Origin of the sequence: Brucella sp. NBRC 14130, assembly GCF_040371715.1 — a bacterium.
GTDB classification, from domain to species: Bacteria; Pseudomonadota; Alphaproteobacteria; order Rhizobiales; family Rhizobiaceae; genus Brucella; species Brucella intermedia.
Genome location: NZ_BAABTE010000023.1, coordinates 1 through 18,289, shown reverse-complemented (window position 1 = coordinate 18,289; position 18,289 = coordinate 1). Strand labels below are relative to the sequence as shown.

Here is an 18,289-nt window from a genome sequence, read left to right as displayed (position 1 = left end):
TCGCCATGTCCGCGACGAAAATCCTTTGGGGGCAGATCATCGTGGTCTTCCTCATTGTCCTCTCCACCACTTGGGGCGCGACCCAGTATGTCGCGTGGAGCCTCGGGTTTCAGGCGCAGCTCGGTCCGCCCTGGTTCGTGCTGGCCGGATGGCCCGTCTATCATCCCCCCGCGATCCTGTGGTGGTGGTTCTCCTACGACGCCTATGCGCCAGCGATTTTCCAGACGGGTGGGATGATCGCCGCATCGGGCGGCTTCATCGCTATTGCGGTCGCCATCGGCATGTCCGTCTGGCGAGCGCGCGAAGCCAAGCATGTCGCGACCTATGGTTCTGCGCGCTGGGCGGAGAAGACCGAGGTCAAGGCTGCGGGCCTGCTCGATCCCGACGGCGTGGTACTCGGCCGCTACGAGCACGAGTATCTGCGCCATGATGGGCCGGAGCATGTACTGTGCTTCGCACCGACACGCTCGGGCAAGGGTGTCGGGTTGGTCGTACCCTCGCTTCTGACCTGGCCAGGCTCGGCCATCGTGCATGATATCAAGGGCGAGAACTGGCAGCTCACCTCCGGCTTCCGATCACACCATGGCCGCGTGCTGCTGTTCGATCCGACCAATCCGAAATCCTCGGCCTACAATCCGCTGATCGAGGTCCGCCGCGGAGAATGGGAAGTTCGCGATGTCCAGAACATCGCCGATATACTCGTCGATCCCGAGGGGAGCCTGGACAAAAGGAATCACTGGGAAAAGACCAGCCACTCACTTCTCGTCGGCGCGATCCTGCATGTCCTCTACGCCGAGCAGGAAAAAACGCTGGCGGGCGTCGCCAACTTCCTCTCCGATCCGAAGCGCCCGGTGGAATCGACGCTGCGCGCCATGATGAAGACCGCTCATCTCGGCGAGGCCGGACCGCATCCCGTCGTCGCGAGTGCTGCGCGCGAGTTGCTCAACAAATCCGACAACGAGCGCTCCGGCGTGCTCTCCACGGCCATGTCGTTTCTGGGCTTGTACCGCGATCCCGTCATCGCCGAGGTGACGCGGCGCTGCGACTGGCGGATCAGCGATATCGTTGGCGGCGAGCGCCCAACCACGCTCTATCTCGTGGTGCCGCCCAGCGACATCAATCGGACCAAGCCGCTGATCCGTCTCCTGTTGAACCAGATCGGCCGGCGTCTGACCGAGGATCTGCAATCGGGCGGCGGCCGCCATCGGCTGCTCTTGATGCTGGACGAGTTTCCGGCTCTGGGACGTCTCGACTTCTTTGAATCGGCACTCGCCTTCATGGCTGGCTACGGCCTCAAGAGCTTTTTGATCGCGCAATCGCTGAACCAGATCGAGAAGGCCTACGGGCCGAACAATTCGATCCTCGACAACTGTCATGTTCGCGTGAGCTTCGCCACCAACGACGAGAGGACCGCGAAGAGAGTCAGCGACGCTCTTGGCACTGCGACCGAAATGAAGGCCATGAAGAACTACGCCGGGCACCGGCTGTCGCCCTGGCTCGGCCACCTCATGGTGTCGCGCTCGGAGACGGCTCGCCAGTTGCTCACGCCCGGCGAAATCATGCAGCTTCCGCCGACCGACGAGATCGTCATGGTCGCCGGCATTCCGCCGATCCGGGCGAAGAAGGCGCGCTATTATGAGGATGCCCGCTTCCGTGAGCGCCTGCTGTCGCCGCTCGACCTGAAACGCCCGGATCAGATTCGCAAGGACGACTGGAGCAGCCTGCCGATCCCGGCGCGTCCAGAAGCGCTCGATGCGCAACCGGCAGGCCGATCCGACGACGAAGACCCCACCGAATCCGAACGGCGGCTGCAACCCGAACTCAGCCGGGCGAAGCCGGTGAAGAAAAAGGCGCCAATCGAGAACGAATTCGAGATCGAGCCGCCGGACGACATCGATGAGGACGCCATTCGTAATCGGCGCATGATCCGGCAGATGCAGGGCGTCGCGCGGCAGGTGGCGCTCGATCCGAATGACGGCATGGAGCTGTAGGCGCCATGACCACTCCTCGCCGGAAGAAGATAAAGACCACGATCTATCTGGACCCTGATGTCGAGAAGACCCTGGCGGATTTCGCCGCCCGCCGCGACCAGTCGCAGTCCATGATCGCGGAGGCGGCAATCGCGTCGTTCCTCTCACCGGACGATGCGGAGCGGCGTGAGGCAATCGTCGCCAAGCGCCTCGACCAGATCGACCGCCGCATGACACGGCTTGAACGGGACGTCGGCATCGCCGTCGAAACGCTCGCGGTGTTCATCCGTTTCTGGATCACCACAACGCCCGCCTTGCCGGAGCCGGCTGCCCAGGCGGCTCGCGCCAAGGCGAGCGAGCGGTATGAGGCGTTCGTCACCGCGCTCGGCCGCCGCCTGGCGCAAGGGCCGAAGCTGCGGCAGGAGATTTCCGAAGAAGTCCCCGAATCGGACGCCTGAATGTCTCGCGCGCGGCATCTGGGAATGGATGCGACCAGTTCAAGAACAGGGTCGCACCGCCGTTTTCCTGTATTTGCACGCCACACTACTACTACGACCGAAACTTGTTGAATCGGCCTGATTTCGGGCTCTTTTAATCATCCCCGATCCGGGGATCATCTGTTGCGTCCCCACGAAATACGGGGACGACATGGTAGCCACTCACCATAGACAGGAAGCGATCCAGCGCGGTACGCGCATGCTGCGTACCGCGCTCGGAGCGGCTATCGCCCGGTTTCTCGAAGATCCGGCCGTCGTCGAGGTGATGCTGAACCCCGATGGCCGCATCTGGGTGGACCGGCTTTCAGAAGGTCTGGCCGACACCGGCGAGACGATGACGGCCGCCGACGGCGAGCGCATCGTGCGTCTGGTCGCGCACCATGTCGGTGCGGAGGTTCACGCGCGATCCCCTCGCGTCTCAGCCGAGTTGCCGGAAACGGGTGAGCGTTTTGAGGGTCTGCTTCCCCCCGTCGTAGCGTCACCCGCCTTCGCTATCCGCAAGCCTGCTGTCGCAGTCTTCACGCTGGACGACTATGTGGCCGCCGGCATCATGACGGCCGGCCAGGCGGTGAAGCTGCGCGCGGCAGTTCAGTCCCGCGCCAACATACTCGTCGCCGGCGGCACTTCCACCGGCAAGACCACGCTGACCAACGCGCTGCTCGCCGAAGTGGCGAAGACAGCGGATCGCGTCGTCATCATCGAGGATACCCGCGAGCTGCAATGTGCAGCGCCGAATCTTGTCGCGATGCGAACCAAGGATGGTGTCGCCACGCTCTCCGACCTTGTTCGGTCCTCGTTGCGCCTGCGGCCTGATCGCATTCCCATCGGCGAGGTCCGCGGCTCAGAAGCCCTGGACCTTCTCAAAGCCTGGGGCACTGGCCATCCGGGCGGCATCGGCACCATCCACGCCGGCTCGGGCATCGGCGCGCTGCGCCGCCTGGAGCAACTCATCCAGGAAGCCGTCGTCACGGTCCCGCGCGCCCTGATCGCCGAGACGATCAACTTCGTTGCTGTCCTATCCGGCCGCGGCTCGTCGCGCCGGCTGGCCGAAGTCGCGCGAGTCGACGGCATCGACCCCGCCACCGGCGACTACCGCATCACCCCCGCAACCACCCCGAACGGAGAAGCTGAATGAATTCGCCCGTCATTCCAAATGTGACCAATCCTCCCGTGCTGTCGACTGTGTCCGTCGATCTAAAACTGCCCGCCGGCTCGATCATTCGTGGCAGCTACAAGCGTCTCGCCAGTTCGACCGCGCTTTTCACCATCATGTTGCTGGCGGCCACGCCGCCGGCCCATGCCTCCGGCTCCTCCATGCCGTGGGAGCAGCCGCTTCAGCAGATACTCCAGTCGATCGAAGGGCCGGTCGCCAAGATCGTGGCGGTGATCATCATCATCGCCACCGGCCTGGCGCTCGCCTTCGGGGATACCAGCGGCGGCTTCCGCCGCCTGATCCAAATCGTATTCGGACTGTCGATCGCGTTCGCGGCCAGCTCGTTCTTCCTCAGCTTCTTCAGCTTCGGCGGCGGAGCGCTCGTCTGATGGCGGCCGTCCTCGAACAGCTCGACGCCGTGCCTGGCTTTTCGGTGCCGGTCCATCGCGCCTTGACCGAACACATCCTGCTTGGCGGTGCGCCGCGTTCCATCGCGATCATGAACGGCACGCTGGCCGGGGCTGTGGGTCTCGGCCTGCGCCTCTGGCTCGTCGGCCTCGCCATCTGGGCGATCGGTCATTTCGTGGCCGTCTGGGCGGCCCGTCGCGATCCGCTCTTCGTCGAGGTCGGGCGCAGGCATCTGCGCATTCCGGCTTTCCTCGCGGTGTGAGGAGGCGGGCCATGATGAATCTTTCCGAATATCGCCGCACCGCCGCTCGCCTCGCCGACTATCTGCCCTGGGTCGCCCTGGTCGCACCCGGTATCGTGCTGAACAAGGATGGCTCGTTCCAGCGCACGGCCCGCTTTCGCGGTCCCGATCTCGATTCCTCCGTCGCGGCCGAGCTGGTTGCCGTTGCAAGCCGCATCAACAACGCTTTCCGCCGCCTCGGCCTGGGCTGGAGCATATTTGTCGAAGCACAGCGGCACGAGGCTGCGACCTATCCGGACAGCATCTTTCCCGATCCGGCTTCAGGTCTGGTCGACGCCGAGCGCAAGGCCGATTTCGAAGAAGCCGGCGCACACTTCGTATCGAGCTATTTCCTCACATTCCTGTTTCTTCCGCCGGCCGAGGAAGCTGCGCGCACCGAGTCCTGGCTTTACGAAGGCCGCGAGCGCTCGGGCGTCGACCCGCACGAGATCCTGCGCGCCTTCACCGACCGCACCGATCGCGTGCTGGCGCTGCTCGACGGCTTCATGCCGTCCTGCGGTTGGCTCGATGACAGCGAGACGCTGACCTATCTGCATTCCTGCGTGTCGACGAAAAGGCATTGCGTCCGCGTGCCCGAAACGCCGATCTATCTCGACGCGCTGCTCGCCGACCAGCCGCTCACTGGCGGTCTGGAGCCGCGTCTTGGCGACCAGAATCTGCGTGTGCTGACCATTGTCGGCTTCCCGACCACGACGACGCCGGGCCTGCTGGACGATCTGAACCGGCTGGCATTCCCGTATCGCTGGTCGACGCGCGCGATCCTCCTCGACAAGACCGACGCGACGAAGCTGCTGACCAAAATCAGGCGGCAGTGGTTCGCCAAGCGGAAGTCGATTGCCGCGATCCTCAAGGAGGTAATGACCAACGAACAATCGGTGCTTGTGGACACCGACGCCGCGAATAAGGCCGCTGACGCGGACATGGCTTTGCAGGAGTTGGGCGCAGACGTCGCCGGCATGGCCTATGTCACCGCCACGATCACGGTCTGGGACGCCGATCCCCGCCTTGCCGACGAAAAACTGCGGCTGGTCGAGAAGGTCATCCAGGGCCGCGACTTCACCGCCATGATCGAGACGGTGAACGCCGTCGACGCCTGGCTCGGCAGTCTGCCCGGCCATGTCTATGCAAACGTACGCCAGCCGCCGATCTCGACGCTCAATCTCGCCCACATGATCCCCCTCTCTGCCGTGTGGGCGGGGCCGGAACGGGACGAACACTTCGACGCGCCCCCGCTGCTTTACGGCAGAACCGAAGGTTCGACCCCGTTCCGGCTGTCTTTGCATGTGGGTGACGTCGGCCACACGCTCGTCGTCGGCCCGACAGGCGCGGGCAAATCCGTGCTGCTCGCGCTCATGGCCTTGCAGTTCCGCCGTTATCTCCGCAGCCAAGTCTTCGCCTTCGACTTCGGCCGCTCGATCCGCGCCGCCGCGCTCGCCATGGGCGGCGACTGGCACGATCTCGGCGGCGGCCTGACCGAAGGATCGGACGCCTCGGTATCGCTCCAGCCGTTGGCCCGCATTCACGATACCTATGAGCGTGCCTGGGCCGCTGACTGGATCGTCGCGACCCTCCTGCGGGAAGGAATCAAAATCACCCCGGAGGCAAAGGAGCACATCTGGACGGCGCTGACCTCGCTCGCCTCGGCACCCGTCGGCGAGCGCACGATCACCGGCCTCAGCGTCCTTCTCCAGTCCAACGATCTCAAGCAGGCACTCCGCCCTTACTGCGTCGGCGGTCCCTATGGCCGGCTGCTCGATGCCGAAGCCGAGCATCTCGGCTCGGCGGACGTGCAGGCATTCGAGATCGAGGGGCTGGTCGGCACGGGCGCTGCGCCGGCTGTACTGGCCTATCTCTTTCATCGCATCGGCGACCGGCTCGACGGGCGGCCGACGCTGCTCATCATCGACGAGGGCTGGCTTGCGCTCGATGACGAAGGCTTCGCCAGCCAACTCCGCGAATGGCTGAAGACGCTCCGCAAGAAAAACGCCTCGGTTATCTTCGCCACCCAGTCGCTCAGCGATATCGACAATTCGGAGATTGCCCCGGCCATCATCGAAAGCTGCCCGACGCGACTGCTCCTGCCGAACGAACGGGCCATTGAGCCGCAGATCACGGCCATCTATCGCCGCTTCGGTCTCAATGACCGTCAGATCGAAATCCTCGCGCGGGCGACGCCCAAGCGCGACTACTACTGCCAGTCGCGGCGTGGCAACCGCCTGTTCGAACTGGGCCTGTCCGAAGTCGGGCTCGCGCTCTGCGCCGCTTCCTCGAAATCCGACCAGGCACTGATCGCCAATCTCGTCGCTGAGCATGGCCACGAGGGCTTTCTCGCGGCCTGGCTCAAGGCTCGCGACGCCGGCTGGGCCGCAGATCTCATCCCAACTTTTCCGTCCCTGGTCCCCGAAGACGAAAAGGAAATGTAAACATGAAGACCCGTTCCGTCCGCTCGCCTGCGGTGCTTCTCGCAGCAACCATGCTTGCCACCCCGATCGCGCTTTCGCCGGTCGCGACCACGCCTGCCTACGCCTGGAGAATCGTCTTCGATCCCAGCAACTACGCGCAGAACGTGCTCACGGCAGCGCGAACGCTCGAACAGATCAACCACCAGATCACCTCGCTTCAGAACGAGGCGACGATGCTGATCAATCAGGCCCGCAATCTTGCGAGCCTTCCGTTCTCCTCGCTCCAGCAGCTTCAGCAGAATGTTCAGCGCACGCAGCAGCTCCTGACCCAGGCCCAGAACATCGCCTTCGACGTGCAGCGGATCGATCAGGCGTTCCAGCAGCAATATGGCAACGTCTCCATGTCGGCCACGGATCAACAGCTCGTCTCCGATGCGCGCTCGCGCTGGCAGAACACGGTCGGCGGCCTGCAGGACGCAATGCGCGTCCAGGCGGGTGTCGTCAGCAATATCGACACCAACCGCACGCAGATGAGCGAACTGGTGAACCAGAGCCAGGGCGCGACCGGCGCGCTTCAGGCGACGCAGGCCGGCAACCAGCTTCTGGCGCTTCAGTCGCAGCAACTCTCCGATCTGGTGGCGTTACTTGCGGCTAACGGGCGCGCAGGCGCTTTGACCGAAGCCGAGCGCACAGCGGCTGCCGAACAGGGCCGCGAGCAGCGTCGTCGCTTCCTGACGCCCGGTTCAGGCTACCAGCCGGGCAACGCGCAGATGTTCAACGGCAACTGAGGGCGAGCTTATGGACGGCAAGATGCTGGCCCGGCTGGGCGCTGTTGTGTTCGTCGCCATCGCCATCACGGCGGCGGTCGTCGAGATGACCCGTAAGGAGGAGCCGTCAGAGGATTTCTCCACGCGCACCGTCGAACCTCGGCGCGATCCGCTGCGTGAGGCACAGCGCCGGTGCCAGCAGCTTGGGGCAACGGCCGCGAACGACGCCGAATGCCTGCGCGTCTGGGCGGAAACCCGCGATCGTTTCCTGCGTCCGTCGCCCGCGCCAGCGTCGCCGTCCTCCAGCGAAGGGCGGTGAAGCATGGGCGGCTCGGGCGTCATCGACACGTTCCTCGACACCTTCACCCGCTATATCGACTCCGGGTTCGGTCTGCTCGGCGGCGAGGTGGCGTTTATAGCCACAACGCTCATCGTGATCGACGTTACCCTTGCTGCGCTGTTCTGGAGCTGGGGGGCGGACGACGACATCATCGCGAGGCTGGTCAAAAAGACTCTGTTTGTCGGGGTATTTGCCTACCTGATTTCCAATTGGAACAACCTCGCCAAGATCGTTTTCGAGAGCTTCTCCGGTCTTGGCCTGAAAGCCGCCGGCACGGGGTTCACCGCTCAGGATCTCCTGCGCCCCGGCAAGGTCGCCCAGACCGGCCTCGATGCGGCGCGTCCTCTGCTTGACGCGATCTCGCCCTTGATGGGCTGGATCGCGGTCTTCGAGAACCTGATCCAGATCGTCTGCCTGCTCTTTGCCTGGGCGCTGGTCATCCTCGCCTTCTTTATTCTGGCGATCCAGCTCTTCGTGACGCTGATCGAGTTCAAGTTGTCGACGCTCGCCGGCTTCGTTCTGATCCCCTTCGGCCTGTTCGGCAAGACCGCCTTCATGGCCGAGCGCGTGCTTGGCAACGTGATCTCCAGCGGCATCAAGGTGCTCGTGCTCGCCGTTATCGTCGGCATTGGCTCCACGCTGTTCAGCCAGTTCACGCAAGGTTTTGGCGGCCAGACACCCAGCATCGATGATGCCATGGCCATCGTGCTCGCGGCCCTCTCGCTTGTCGGTCTTGGCATCTTCGGTCCAGGCATTGCCTCGGGCCTTGTCAGCGGCGGTCCCCAACTTGGCGCAGGCGCCGCGATTGGCACTGGCTTCGCGGTCGGAGGTGCAGCACTTGCCGCCGGCGGCGGCGCGGTGCTTGCCGCGAAGGGTGGTGCCGCTCTTCTTTCCGGCGGCGCCGCTGCCGCGCGAGACGGAGCAGCGGCGGCCGGCGCGGCATCGTCCGCCTACACGCTTAGTTCCATGGGACGATCGGGAGCGTCCGGCGTCGCGTCCGGCCTCGGAGGCGTAGCACGCGCCGCCGGCTCTGCCTCCGTTTCGCCATTGCGCCGTGCCGCTTCCCGCGCGTCCGAGAGCATGAAATCCAGCTTCTCCGACGGCGCGCGTGCAGGTGTCAGCGCCACCGGCGGCTCCTTCACCTCGGGCGCAGCAGCCGGCGAATCCGAACCGGCTTCCGTCGCTCCCGCCGCCACGCCCGACCAGCCTCCGGCCTGGGCGCAGCGCATGAAGCGCGGCCGGCATGTCTCTCACGGAGTCAGCGCCGCCGCCCATGCCGTTCGCTCGGGCGACAGTCACGGGTCCGGCGCATCCGTCAATCTCTCTGAAAGTGACCGCTCATGAATCTCTTCAAACGACCCGCCGTTCACTACGGCAAGACACCTGAGCCAGAAACGCCCTACCAGAAGGCCGCACAGGTCTGGGATGAACGCCTCGGCTCCGCTCGCCTGCAGGCGAAGAACTGGCGCTACATGGCGTTCGGTTCGTTGATCCTCTCGGCCGGCTTCGCGTCCGCATTGGTCTATCAGTCCGCGCGCGGGACGGTGGTGCCATGGGTGGTCCAGGTGGACAATCTGGGTCAGGCCCAGGCCGTCGCGCCCGCCACGGCAGACTTCCGCCCGACCGATCCCCAGATAGCCTGGCATCTGGCGCGCTTCATCGAGCAGACCAGAAGCATTCCCGCCGATCCGATCATTGTCCGCCAAAACTGGCTCAGGGCCTATGAATGGACGACCGATCGCGGCGCCGCCGCGCTCAACGACTATGCCCGCGCCAACGATCCTTTCACGAAAGTCGGCAAGCAGCAGATCGCGATCGAGGTTTCCAGCGTCATCCGTGCTTCTCCGGACAGCTTCCGCGTGGCGTGGACGGAACGGCATTTCGAGAACGGCCAACTCTCCACGACCGAACGATGGACGGCGATCCTGACGATCGTCATCCAGCCGCCGCGTGATGCGGAGCGGCTCAAGGTCAACCCGTTGGGAATCTATGTGAATGCGATTTCGTGGTCGCGGGAGATGAGCCAATGAAATCGGCTTTCTGTAATCCCGCCATTCCGGCTTTCCGTAAATCCGTTCTTCCGGCTCTGCTGCTTTCCGCCTCCACGCTGGCGGGTTGCGCCACGCCGCAGAAGCCGCCCGAAATCAGCTACGATCGAAATGTTCCGGCTTTGCCGGCCGTACCCGCTTCAGTCACAGACGATCGGCCCCGTCCGATTCATATCCCTCCGGCGTGGACGCCCGCAAAAGGCGGGACGGCAGCCAGCACCCCTGTCGGACGCGTCGAGAATGCCAACGCCGCCGCTCGGGTTCAGCCGCGCCGGGAGGGGTACTTCAACGCGATCCAGATCTACCCCTGGTCGGAAGGAGCGCTCTATCAGGTCTATGCCGCACCCGGCCAGATTACCGACATCGCGCTGGAACCCGGTGAGTCGCTGACCGGTGCTGGACCGATTGCGGCCGGCGATACCGCACGATGGATCATCGGGGACACCGAGAGCGGCAGCGGCACAACGCGGCGCGTCCACATCCTCGTGAAGCCGTCCCGGCCGGACATCACGACCAATCTCGTCGTGACCACCGACCGGCGCGTTTACATGATCGAGCTGCGTTCCGGAGCGAAGCCCTATATGCCCTCCGTCGCATGGTCCTATCCGCGGCCGCGCGCCGGACAAGGCCAGAGCATCCCGGCGACGCCGGTCATCCCGGTCGTCGCGGCGCGCAACTACCGCTACGGTTTGACCGGCGGGAATCCGCCCTGGAAACCCGTCTCCGTCTATGATGACGGCCGCAGGGTTTACGTCGAGTTCCCGCGCGGGATCGTCCAGGGCGAAATGCCGCCGATCTTCGTCATCGGTCCGGACGGCGAAGCGCAGCTCGTCAACAGTCGTATCCACCAACACATCCTGATCGTCGATCGCTTGTTCGGCGCGGCGGAGCTGCGGCTCGGCGGCGGCGACCGTCAGCAGGTCGTCAGAATTGTCCGCACCGACCGGAGACCCGCATCATGAGTGAGGACAAAACTAACACTGCATCTTCCATGCGTCTGCGCGCCGAGGCACCGCGCGTTACCCGCCTTTCGCGGAAAGTGCTGGCAAGCGTTGCGGCCGTCGGGCTCGTCGGCATCGGCGGCGCGCTGATCTACGCCCTCCAGACCCGCGACGGAGGTCAGGGCGGAGAGGAACTTTACTCGACCAACAACCGCCAGACCGCAGATGGCCTCGCCGGCCTGCCGCGCGATTATACTGGACCTGTGCTAGGTCCGCCGCTGCCCGGTGATCTTGGGCGACCGATTCTTGACGCCCAGAACAGGGGCCAGCCCGTTGTTCCGCCGACGATCGCGACGCCGACCGTCGACGAAGCCGAACAACGCCGTCGAGCCGAAGAAGAGGCGGCCCGCACCAGCCGCGTCTTCTTCCAGACCCAGCCAAGTGCGACACCCGGGACGCCCGGTGGCGCGACCACGCCAAACGTTCCCGGCTTCGATCTCGCCGGCTTGACCGGGCAACTCGGACAGCAGACCGCGCAGGATCGGCAGCTTGCGTTTCTGAATGCGCCCGTCGATCGCCGGACCACATCGTCGGATCGGGTCGTGGCTCCGGCTTCGCCGTTCATCCTTCAGGCAGGAGCGGTGATTCCCGCCGTGCTCATTACTGGCATCCGCTCCGATCTGCCCGGCCAGATCACGGCACAGGTGACGGAAAACGTCTACGACAGTCCGACCGGCCGCATTCTGCTCGTGCCGCAAGGCACCCGGATTATCGGTCAGTACGATAACAACGTGCAGTTCGGTCAGAGGCGAGCGCTCCTGGTCTGGAACCGGCTGATCTTCCCGAACGGCCGTTCCATCGTGCTCGAACGTCAGCCGGGCGCCGATACCCAGGGCTATGCTGGCCTTGAAGATGGCGTCGATTACCACTGGTGGGATCTGGCCAAGGCGGCGGGATTGTCCACGCTGCTCGCGGTCGGCACAGAACTGGCGGTCAGCGACGAGGACCGCTTGGTGCGCGCCATCCGTGATGGAGCACAGGACACCATCAACGACGCCGGCCAGCAGATCGTCCGGCGCCAGTTGCAGGTTGCGCCGACATTGACCATCCGACCGGGCTTCCCCGTCCGCGTTATGGTCACCCGCGATCTTGTCCTCGAACCCTATAGAGGCTGACCATGGCAAAGCTGAAACTCGGACCGATCGTCGACGACAGGCCCGTCAAGGTGACGGTAGAACTACCTGCACAACTGCATCGTAACCTTGTGGCCTATGCCGAAATCCTGGCCCGAGAGACCGGCCAGCCCGTCGCCGATCCCGTGAGGCTCATCGTGCCCATGCTGGAGAGGTTCATCTCGACAGATCGGGGCTTTGCGAAAGCTCGGCGCTCCACGCAATCGTCGACGGCGCAAGTCTGACGGCCATTGCTCTCGCCATGGAGAGGAATCGCCTGAAGGCGGGATTGTCGTTGCTGGCGGACCAGACCGCGGAGAAGGGAAGATCCTCGTTGCTGATCGGCCGGTAGGCCACACCTGGGAACCGTGCGACGGTCATCGCCTCGCTCACCAGCGTCAAACCCCGCCCGATCGCCACCAGCGGCAGGAGATTGTCCCGACCGACCGATTGCACCTGGATCTCGGGATGCTGGCCGAGCCCGGCCAGCTCCCGCACCAGATAGTCATGGATCTCCTGACCCGGCGCCGCCTCAGTCACGATGAAGGGCTCATCCATCAAATCCTGCCAGGCGAGCTCGGAGCGAGCCGTGAGGTGGTGGTGATCCGGCAGCACCGCAAAGATCCGCTCCGACCACAACGCCGCGCGTTCGCAGGCCAGCCAATCCCTCGTCCCCGTGATGAAGGCGACGTCGAGGCGCAATTGCCGGATGGCCGCGACGTGCTCGTCGGGGTTGCCGTCGATCAGTTCGATCCGGACCGTGCCATGTCGTTCGCTGTAGTCACGCAGCAGGTCGGCCAGGAAGCCCGAGGCGATGGAAGAGTAGATGCCGATCCGGACGCGCCCGTTCTCGGATCGGCCCGCCGAGGCCACGTCATATGCACCTTCGCCGATGGTCCTGATGGCCTTGCGCGCTCGCCGCAGGAAGCGCTGTCCGGCATAGGTCGCCGATACGCCCCATGTATGCCGATGAAACAGGGACGCGCCGATTTGGTCCTCGAGGTCGGCGATGCATCGGCTGATTGCCGCCTGCGATCGCCCGAGGGCAGTTCCCGCCTTGCGGAAGCTGCCGTGCTCGGCCGCAGCCACGAAATAGCGGAGGTGGCGAAGTTCTATTGAATCGGGATACTTCGTCACCTCCCGCATCACACACCCTCCTTGCACCATGACGGCTGGGCGATGGCCGAGCGAAGACAGCTCGGAGCCGCGTGGTCCGTTCGGAAGGCTCGCCGTCGCTGGCGCTTGGCGACCGGGAGCGCTGGGATCAAGGCGGCCATAGGAGTCCGGTCTCCGGTCAGGTGAGGCGACCGGCCGGGGGAGACATGTTTGTGCTTCCACCGCCACATCGTTCCTACCCCTTTGGCCAGATTGGATGATGGTCATCGATGACAAAAGGGTGGGCGTGACGGACCGGCCCATGGCGATGGCCGCGCTTCGCGTCGGCCTCGCCGGAGAGAGGCGGCGCATGATCGACCCCGGCTTCAAGCGGATGGCTGTGCTCGATTTCGTGGTGATCGTGCTCGATGATATCGGGATCATGTGCGGGCCAGAGTCGCACGGCAGCAATCGCGCCAGCCCCAGCCGCGATGGCCAGCACCGCGAAAGCCGTCGTCATCCCGAAACCTGCTCCGAGCCAACCCGCCAGCGGATAGGTCACGAGCCATCCAGCATGCGACAGCGCGAATTGCGCGGCGAAGAGCGACGGCCGATCCTCCGGGTGTGCGGAGCGACGCAGCAGGATTCCACCTGGCGTCATGACAGCGGAACCGGCGGCGCCCAGCAAGAACCAGAGAACCAGAATGGACCACCAGCTCTGGTAAAACGCGGCAATCGCGAGCAACACCGGCAAAGCTACTGAGCCCGTGATCATGACGCTGCGCGGTGATCTGCCTTCGAGGAGTTTGAGCAAGGCGAAGGCGACGACCATGGAACCCGCCCCATAAGTAGCAAAGAACCATGCAACATCGCCTTCCGTGCCCCCGAAGCCTGCGCGAACGATGACCACCGTGTTCACGATCACCATCGCGCCCGCCGCCGACGAAGCAAAGCTGAGGGCTAGCAACCCGCGCAGGCGCGGCGTCGCGAAATAGATCCGGCTTCCGCGTGTCAGCCGTTCAAGGAAGGGGCGCTGCACCGTCTTGGCGACCGGCAGGGCGACCGAAAGGACCAGCAGGCCCGAGGCGATGAAGCCGATGGCATTGCCGAGGAACAGCCAATGAAAGCTGATGAGCGTGAGCAGAAGGGCGGCCAGCAGTGGGCTGAGCAGGGATTCGAGGTCATAGGCCAGCCGCGACATGGAAAGCGCGGCGGTATATTCCTTTTCGTCGGGAAGAACGTCGGGAATGGTCGCCTGGAAAGTCGGCGTGAAGGCAGCCGAACAGGACTGGAACAGGAAGACCAGCGCATAGATTTGCCAGACCTCCGTGACGAACGGCAGTAGCAGAACCATACCGGCACGCAGGACATCGAGCGTCACCAAAAAGGCGCGGCGCGGCACCCGGCCCGCCAACGCGCCCGCGAAGGGCGAGACGCCGACATAGGCGATCATTTTGACGGCGAGGGAGATGCCCAGCACTTGACCGGCGTCGGTGCCAGCCAGATCATAGGCGAGCAGGCCGAGGGCGACCGTGGTGAGACCCGTGCCGATCAAGGAAAGGACCTGCGCGGCGAAGAGATTACGATATGTCCGGTTGACGAGGATCGAAACCATGGCGATCCTATTGGCTGGTGAAAAATTCGCGCTCGGCCGGCCCAAACTGGACCGCGTCGAAGCGCACGCAGGTCGTGCCTTCGACCGGCGGGCCGGATTTCGTTTCAACCGACAAGTTGTTCTTCACCAAAGCGTGCATTACCGTCTCCTTACCTTCGTCAATCGGGCCTCAGACAGAACTGTGCGGTCTCCAATGGTTGGAAGGTCAAGACCCGATTTCATCTGATTCCCGGCAAGCCGACCCAAGCTCGCGCGCCGGACTGAACGCGGCGAGTTCAATCTTCGTAGTACGGCTCAGACACGAAGCGAGGCGATGAGTTAGCCGTGCGGAGCCAAGGACGCAGGTGCCGAATTCACATCGTGTTTCGGATGGCGCCGCTGATTTTACCTAGTCATCAGCATGGTCTTCGTGGATATGGAACGCCATGTCGATCAGCATGTCGCTTACATGGCTGTCCGCCACTTCGTAGAAGACCTGCTTTGACCGACGCTCCCCTCTGACGAGCCTTGCACCTCTGAGCAGCCGCAAATGATGGCTGACCAACGTCTGCGATAGCTCCAGATTCTCAACAATCTCGCCAACAGACCTTGGACCTGGCAGGCAAAAGAGCAGAATTCTCAGTCTTGTGGGATCGCCCAGCAGGCGGAAAGTCTCTGCCAATACGGTTACGTCGTGCTGCGTCAAGGATGGGGCTTGTTTCAATGCTCATGCTCCTGTTAGGCGTGGACGTGCTCATGGCCATTGTCATGGTCGTGTCCATCCCCATGCGCGTGGCCCGTCGGGACAGGGAATTGGGACAGGCTGCATGCTTCCGCTTCGTCATTCCAGTCGATAGCGATAGTCGCATGTTCGATCGTAAACTGTGACTTCAGTTCATTCTCGACTCCGCGCACGACCGAGCGAGCATCGACATCGGCAGCCGGTCGCACATGCATCGTGGCCAAGGTCCGCCCGGAGGTGATCGACCAGACATGGATGTGGCTAACGGACGCCACGCCAGGGATATTTTCGACGAGATGACGTTCAATCTTTTCCGGCGTCGCGTTGTCGGGCGCACCTTCGAGCAGGATATGGATCGACTTGCCGAGAAGGCCCCAGGCGCTGCGCAGGATCAGCAGGGAGACAACCACCGACAGGATGGGATCGATCGGGGTCCAACCCGTGTAAGAGATCACAATGGCTGCTGAAACCGCACCCACGGAACCGAGCAGGTCACCCATGACATGAAGGGCGGCGCCCTTGATGTTGACGTGCTCGCTATCGCCGCGCGTCAGAATCCAGAACACCAGAATATTGATGAGAAGGCCGGCGATGGCAACGCCGAGCATCGGTCCCGCCAAGATCACGTGCGGTTCCTGGAAGCGCTGCCAAGCTTCATAGACAATCCAGACGACGATCGCGAACAGCGTGATCGCATTGATGAAACCGGCAAGGACCTCGAAACGCAGATAACCGAAGGTTCGCTTGGGGTCGGCCGCACGCCGTCCGAACCGAAAGGCCGCATAGGCTAGCGCCAGCGCAGCCGCGTCGCTCAACATATGTCCGGCGTCGGCCAGCAGCGCCAGCGATCCTGAGATCAGACCGCCGATCACCTCCACGATCATGAACGTGAAGATCAGGAAAAACGAGAGAAGAACCTTGCGCTCATTATCGCTCGTGACGGTCGGCGCATGGGAGTGATCGTGGGAATGGTCATCGTGAGAATGACCATGGCTGTGTGAATGGGACATTTCAGGGCTCATCCGTTTGACATATAACACATGAATAGATGTTCATATGTTGGATGTCAACCACCCCGATAGCAATCCGCCCCAGCGGGCAGGGCCTACGGCGGGGTAGCGGGTCACCGTATCGCGCCGGTAGGCTTGATCACGGTCCGGTCAATGGACCGGGATGGGGTCGGGGGAAACCTGTCCCCTGCTGGCATTGACCAGCACCGCCGCAATGACCGCGGCAATCACGAGGGCAGCTCCAGCGCCCATAAGCGCAGGACCATAGCCGAAGATCAGTGCATCACTGGCAGATCTCTCCACATCGCCACCGCCGGCCTCGCGCGCGATAGAGCGCACCGAGTGCATCCGGCAACCTGCTCGCCGTGACCGAGATGGAAATGGTCGAAAGGACGGCCAGCCCCAACGCAACGCCGACTTGCTGCGAAGCGTTGAAGAGTACCGAAGCAATACCAGGAGGGGGGTCCGGCCGCCGCTGAGGTTCGATGTCCGCCGCCTCCGCATTGTGATCCGCGACGCATCGGCAGTTGTTGACCTGCGTAGTCGGCAATGGCCCGTCCCGTTTCTGGCTCATCCATCCTTGGATCTCACTGGACAGATCATATCTTAATGACGTGCTGGCATTCTCTCCGAGGCGCGGGAAGCTTACCGATAGCCAGATAAGCTTCAGACAGTGGCTTGTGAGAAACTGCGGCACCAGTCTCTCGCGCATCAATCAGTTCAAGGGTCTGCAAAAGCTTCTCGGCAACTTCCATGTCGCCGTCGGAACAGGCCCGTTTGAACAGGTGCAGGATTTCGCGGGCGAGGATCATAGCTACTGCTCCCTGGCGCCATAGCTGCTTCTTTTTGCCTGTGCCGAAACAACGGGGCCGAGGTGCTCGAACTTGTTACCCGTCGCTCCAGAACGACGGCGAGTCTTGGGCGTCCTGTCCGACTTACCATCCGCCGAGAGTTCGTCGATGATCGGGCAGTCCGGTCGGGCATTACCCCGACAGTTTTCGGCCAGATGCTTGAGCGTCATGCTCATCTCCTGGAGTTCGCGTGCCTTCCGCTCAAGCTCTTCGACATGCTCAAGTGCAACACGCTTGACGTCAGCGCTCGCACGGCTTCGATCTCGCCACAGGGCGAGCAATTCGGTCATTTTCTCGACCGAGAAGCCGAGATCGCGCGCATGCCTGATGAAGCGCAATGTATGCACATCCTTTTCGGAGTAGTCGCGATAGCCGCTATCTGTTCGGGATGCCTCCGGGATCAATCCAATCGCTTCGTAGTAGCGGATCATCTTGGCCGAAACGCCCGATGCCGCCGCAGCCTTGCCGATATTCATCATCCTGTCCTTTCGGTAGGTTTTATGTGGTCGTTTCTTCGGGCGTAAAAAACACGTCCGCATGCATGTCCTCGCTCCGCAGGCCCAGTTCGCGAAACATGACGCCGGCAGCGTCAATCATGGCGGGCGGTCCCGCCATATATGCCTTCCAGCCATCGAGATCCTGAATGTCACTCACGATCGCATCCGTTACCAGGCCGGTTCGGAAGTGATCGGATCGGCTCACCTCCGAGAGCACGGGAATGAACTGGAGATTGTCGTAGGTGCTCGCCAGAAGACTGAAATGTTCGACCAAATAGAGATCGCGTTCCGTCCGCGCCCCAAAATAGAGATGGATCGGCTGACGCAGGCCGCTTGCCAGCGCCATTTCGACAATCGACTTGATCGGAGCCAGACCCGACCCGCCGGCGACCGCCAGAATTGGACCAGTATGCTGTTCGCGCAGAAAAGAGCTGCCGAGCGGCCCGCGGACCGAAACCTCGTCACCGACCTTGAGTGACCTGGCGACGTGTTCGCTCGTCG

General features: G+C 63.3%; 22 protein-coding genes. 13 read left to right on the top strand and 9 right to left on the bottom strand.

Going from position 1 to position 18,289, the window contains the following annotated elements:
- Positions 1-5: 5 nt before the first annotated feature.
- From ABWW28_RS25520 to ABWW28_RS25460, 13 genes are all read left to right on the top strand, one after another.
- Positions 6-1,991: a conjugal transfer protein TraG gene (locus tag ABWW28_RS25520; RefSeq protein WP_177319383.1), complete on the top strand. Its 1,986-nt coding sequence runs from the start codon at positions 6-8 to the stop codon at positions 1,989-1,991.
- Between the two features lie 5 nt (positions 1,992-1,996).
- Positions 1,997-2,428, top strand: coding sequence for a CopG family transcriptional regulator (locus ABWW28_RS25515; protein ID WP_313015467.1), 432 nt, complete (start codon positions 1,997-1,999; stop codon positions 2,426-2,428).
- Between the two features lie 190 nt (positions 2,429-2,618).
- Entirely contained in the window at positions 2,619-3,602 is a 984-nt protein-coding gene (gene trbB / locus ABWW28_RS25510) for a P-type conjugative transfer ATPase TrbB (protein ID WP_100652998.1), read from the top strand.
- Complete coding sequence (locus tag ABWW28_RS25505) at positions 3,599-4,009, top strand: TrbC/VirB2 family type IV secretion system protein (RefSeq protein WP_376780820.1); 411 nt, start codon at positions 3,599-3,601, stop codon at positions 4,007-4,009. The genes trbB and ABWW28_RS25505 overlap by 4 nt, the downstream gene beginning before the upstream one ends.
- The gene (locus tag ABWW28_RS25500) at positions 4,009-4,290 is read left to right on the top strand and encodes a VirB3 family type IV secretion system protein (protein WP_100653002.1); all 282 of its coding nucleotides are present in this window, start codon (positions 4,009-4,011) and stop codon (positions 4,288-4,290) included. Before ABWW28_RS25505 ends, ABWW28_RS25500 begins: the two co-directional genes overlap by 1 nt.
- An 11-nt stretch (positions 4,291-4,301) precedes the next feature.
- A complete protein-coding gene (gene trbE, locus ABWW28_RS25495; protein ID WP_100653004.1) occupies positions 4,302-6,752 on the top strand; it encodes a conjugal transfer protein TrbE in 2,451 nt (816 codons plus the stop codon).
- Between the two features lie 2 nt (positions 6,753-6,754).
- Positions 6,755-7,519, top strand: coding sequence for a P-type conjugative transfer protein TrbJ (gene trbJ / locus ABWW28_RS25490; RefSeq protein WP_036742993.1), 765 nt, complete (start codon positions 6,755-6,757; stop codon positions 7,517-7,519).
- A 10-nt stretch (positions 7,520-7,529) separates the two neighbouring features.
- A complete protein-coding gene (gene trbK-alt, locus ABWW28_RS25485; protein ID WP_100653006.1) occupies positions 7,530-7,817 on the top strand; it encodes a putative entry exclusion protein TrbK-alt in 288 nt (95 codons plus the stop codon).
- Positions 7,818-7,820: 3 nt separating this feature from the next.
- Positions 7,821-9,182, top strand: coding sequence for a P-type conjugative transfer protein TrbL (gene trbL, locus ABWW28_RS25480; RefSeq protein WP_100653008.1), 1,362 nt, complete (start codon positions 7,821-7,823; stop codon positions 9,180-9,182).
- Positions 9,179-9,868: a conjugal transfer protein TrbF gene (gene trbF, locus ABWW28_RS25475; protein WP_100653010.1), complete on the top strand. Its 690-nt coding sequence runs from the start codon at positions 9,179-9,181 to the stop codon at positions 9,866-9,868. Before trbL ends, trbF begins: the two co-directional genes overlap by 4 nt.
- Positions 9,865-10,848: a P-type conjugative transfer protein TrbG gene (gene trbG, locus ABWW28_RS25470; protein WP_036743009.1), complete on the top strand. Its 984-nt coding sequence runs from the start codon at positions 9,865-9,867 to the stop codon at positions 10,846-10,848. The genes trbF and trbG overlap by 4 nt, the downstream gene beginning before the upstream one ends.
- Positions 10,845-12,002: a TraB/TrbI/VirB10 family type IV secretion system protein gene (locus tag ABWW28_RS25465; RefSeq protein WP_036743016.1), complete on the top strand. Its 1,158-nt coding sequence runs from the start codon at positions 10,845-10,847 to the stop codon at positions 12,000-12,002. Before trbG ends, ABWW28_RS25465 begins: the two co-directional genes overlap by 4 nt.
- A 2-nt stretch (positions 12,003-12,004) precedes the next feature.
- Positions 12,005-12,244, top strand: a complete 240-nt coding sequence (locus ABWW28_RS25460) for a DUF2274 domain-containing protein (protein ID WP_074948162.1) — start codon at positions 12,005-12,007, stop codon at positions 12,242-12,244.
- Here ABWW28_RS25460 and ABWW28_RS25455 read toward each other — a convergent pair.
- The 9 genes from ABWW28_RS25455 to ABWW28_RS25415 all read right to left on the bottom strand — a co-directional run.
- Complete coding sequence (locus ABWW28_RS25455) at positions 12,177-13,145, bottom strand: LysR family transcriptional regulator (protein WP_036743017.1); 969 nt, start codon at positions 13,143-13,145, stop codon at positions 12,177-12,179. The two genes, ABWW28_RS25460 and ABWW28_RS25455, sit on opposite strands and share 68 nt — an antisense overlap.
- A 205-nt stretch (positions 13,146-13,350) precedes the next feature.
- Entirely contained in the window at positions 13,351-14,709 is a 1,359-nt protein-coding gene (locus tag ABWW28_RS25450) for an MFS transporter (RefSeq protein WP_100653012.1), read from the bottom strand.
- A 7-nt stretch (positions 14,710-14,716) separates the two neighbouring features.
- Positions 14,717-14,848: a hypothetical protein gene (locus ABWW28_RS25445; RefSeq protein WP_267950880.1), complete on the bottom strand. Its 132-nt coding sequence runs from the start codon at positions 14,846-14,848 to the stop codon at positions 14,717-14,719.
- Between the two features lie 249 nt (positions 14,849-15,097).
- A complete protein-coding gene (locus tag ABWW28_RS25440) occupies positions 15,098-15,412 on the bottom strand; it encodes an ArsR/SmtB family transcription factor (protein WP_036743019.1) in 315 nt (104 codons plus the stop codon).
- Between the two features lie 14 nt (positions 15,413-15,426).
- A complete protein-coding gene (locus tag ABWW28_RS25435) occupies positions 15,427-16,440 on the bottom strand; it encodes a cation diffusion facilitator family transporter (protein WP_100653014.1) in 1,014 nt (337 codons plus the stop codon).
- Between the two features lie 150 nt (positions 16,441-16,590).
- On the bottom strand, positions 16,591-16,779 hold the full coding sequence (locus ABWW28_RS25430) for a hypothetical protein (RefSeq protein ID WP_157808273.1): 189 nt from the start codon (positions 16,777-16,779) through the stop codon (positions 16,591-16,593).
- 260 nt (positions 16,780-17,039) lie between these two features.
- Positions 17,040-17,252, bottom strand: coding sequence for a hypothetical protein (locus tag ABWW28_RS25425; protein WP_036743030.1), 213 nt, complete (start codon positions 17,250-17,252; stop codon positions 17,040-17,042).
- A 2-nt stretch (positions 17,253-17,254) separates the two neighbouring features.
- Positions 17,255-17,767, bottom strand: a complete 513-nt coding sequence (gene cueR / locus ABWW28_RS25420) for a Cu(I)-responsive transcriptional regulator (RefSeq protein WP_313014898.1) — start codon at positions 17,765-17,767, stop codon at positions 17,255-17,257.
- Positions 17,768-17,789: 22 nt separating this feature from the next.
- On the bottom strand, positions 17,790-18,289 hold a 500-nt coding region (locus ABWW28_RS25415), incomplete at its 5' end, for a ferredoxin reductase domain-containing protein (RefSeq protein ID WP_502904595.1).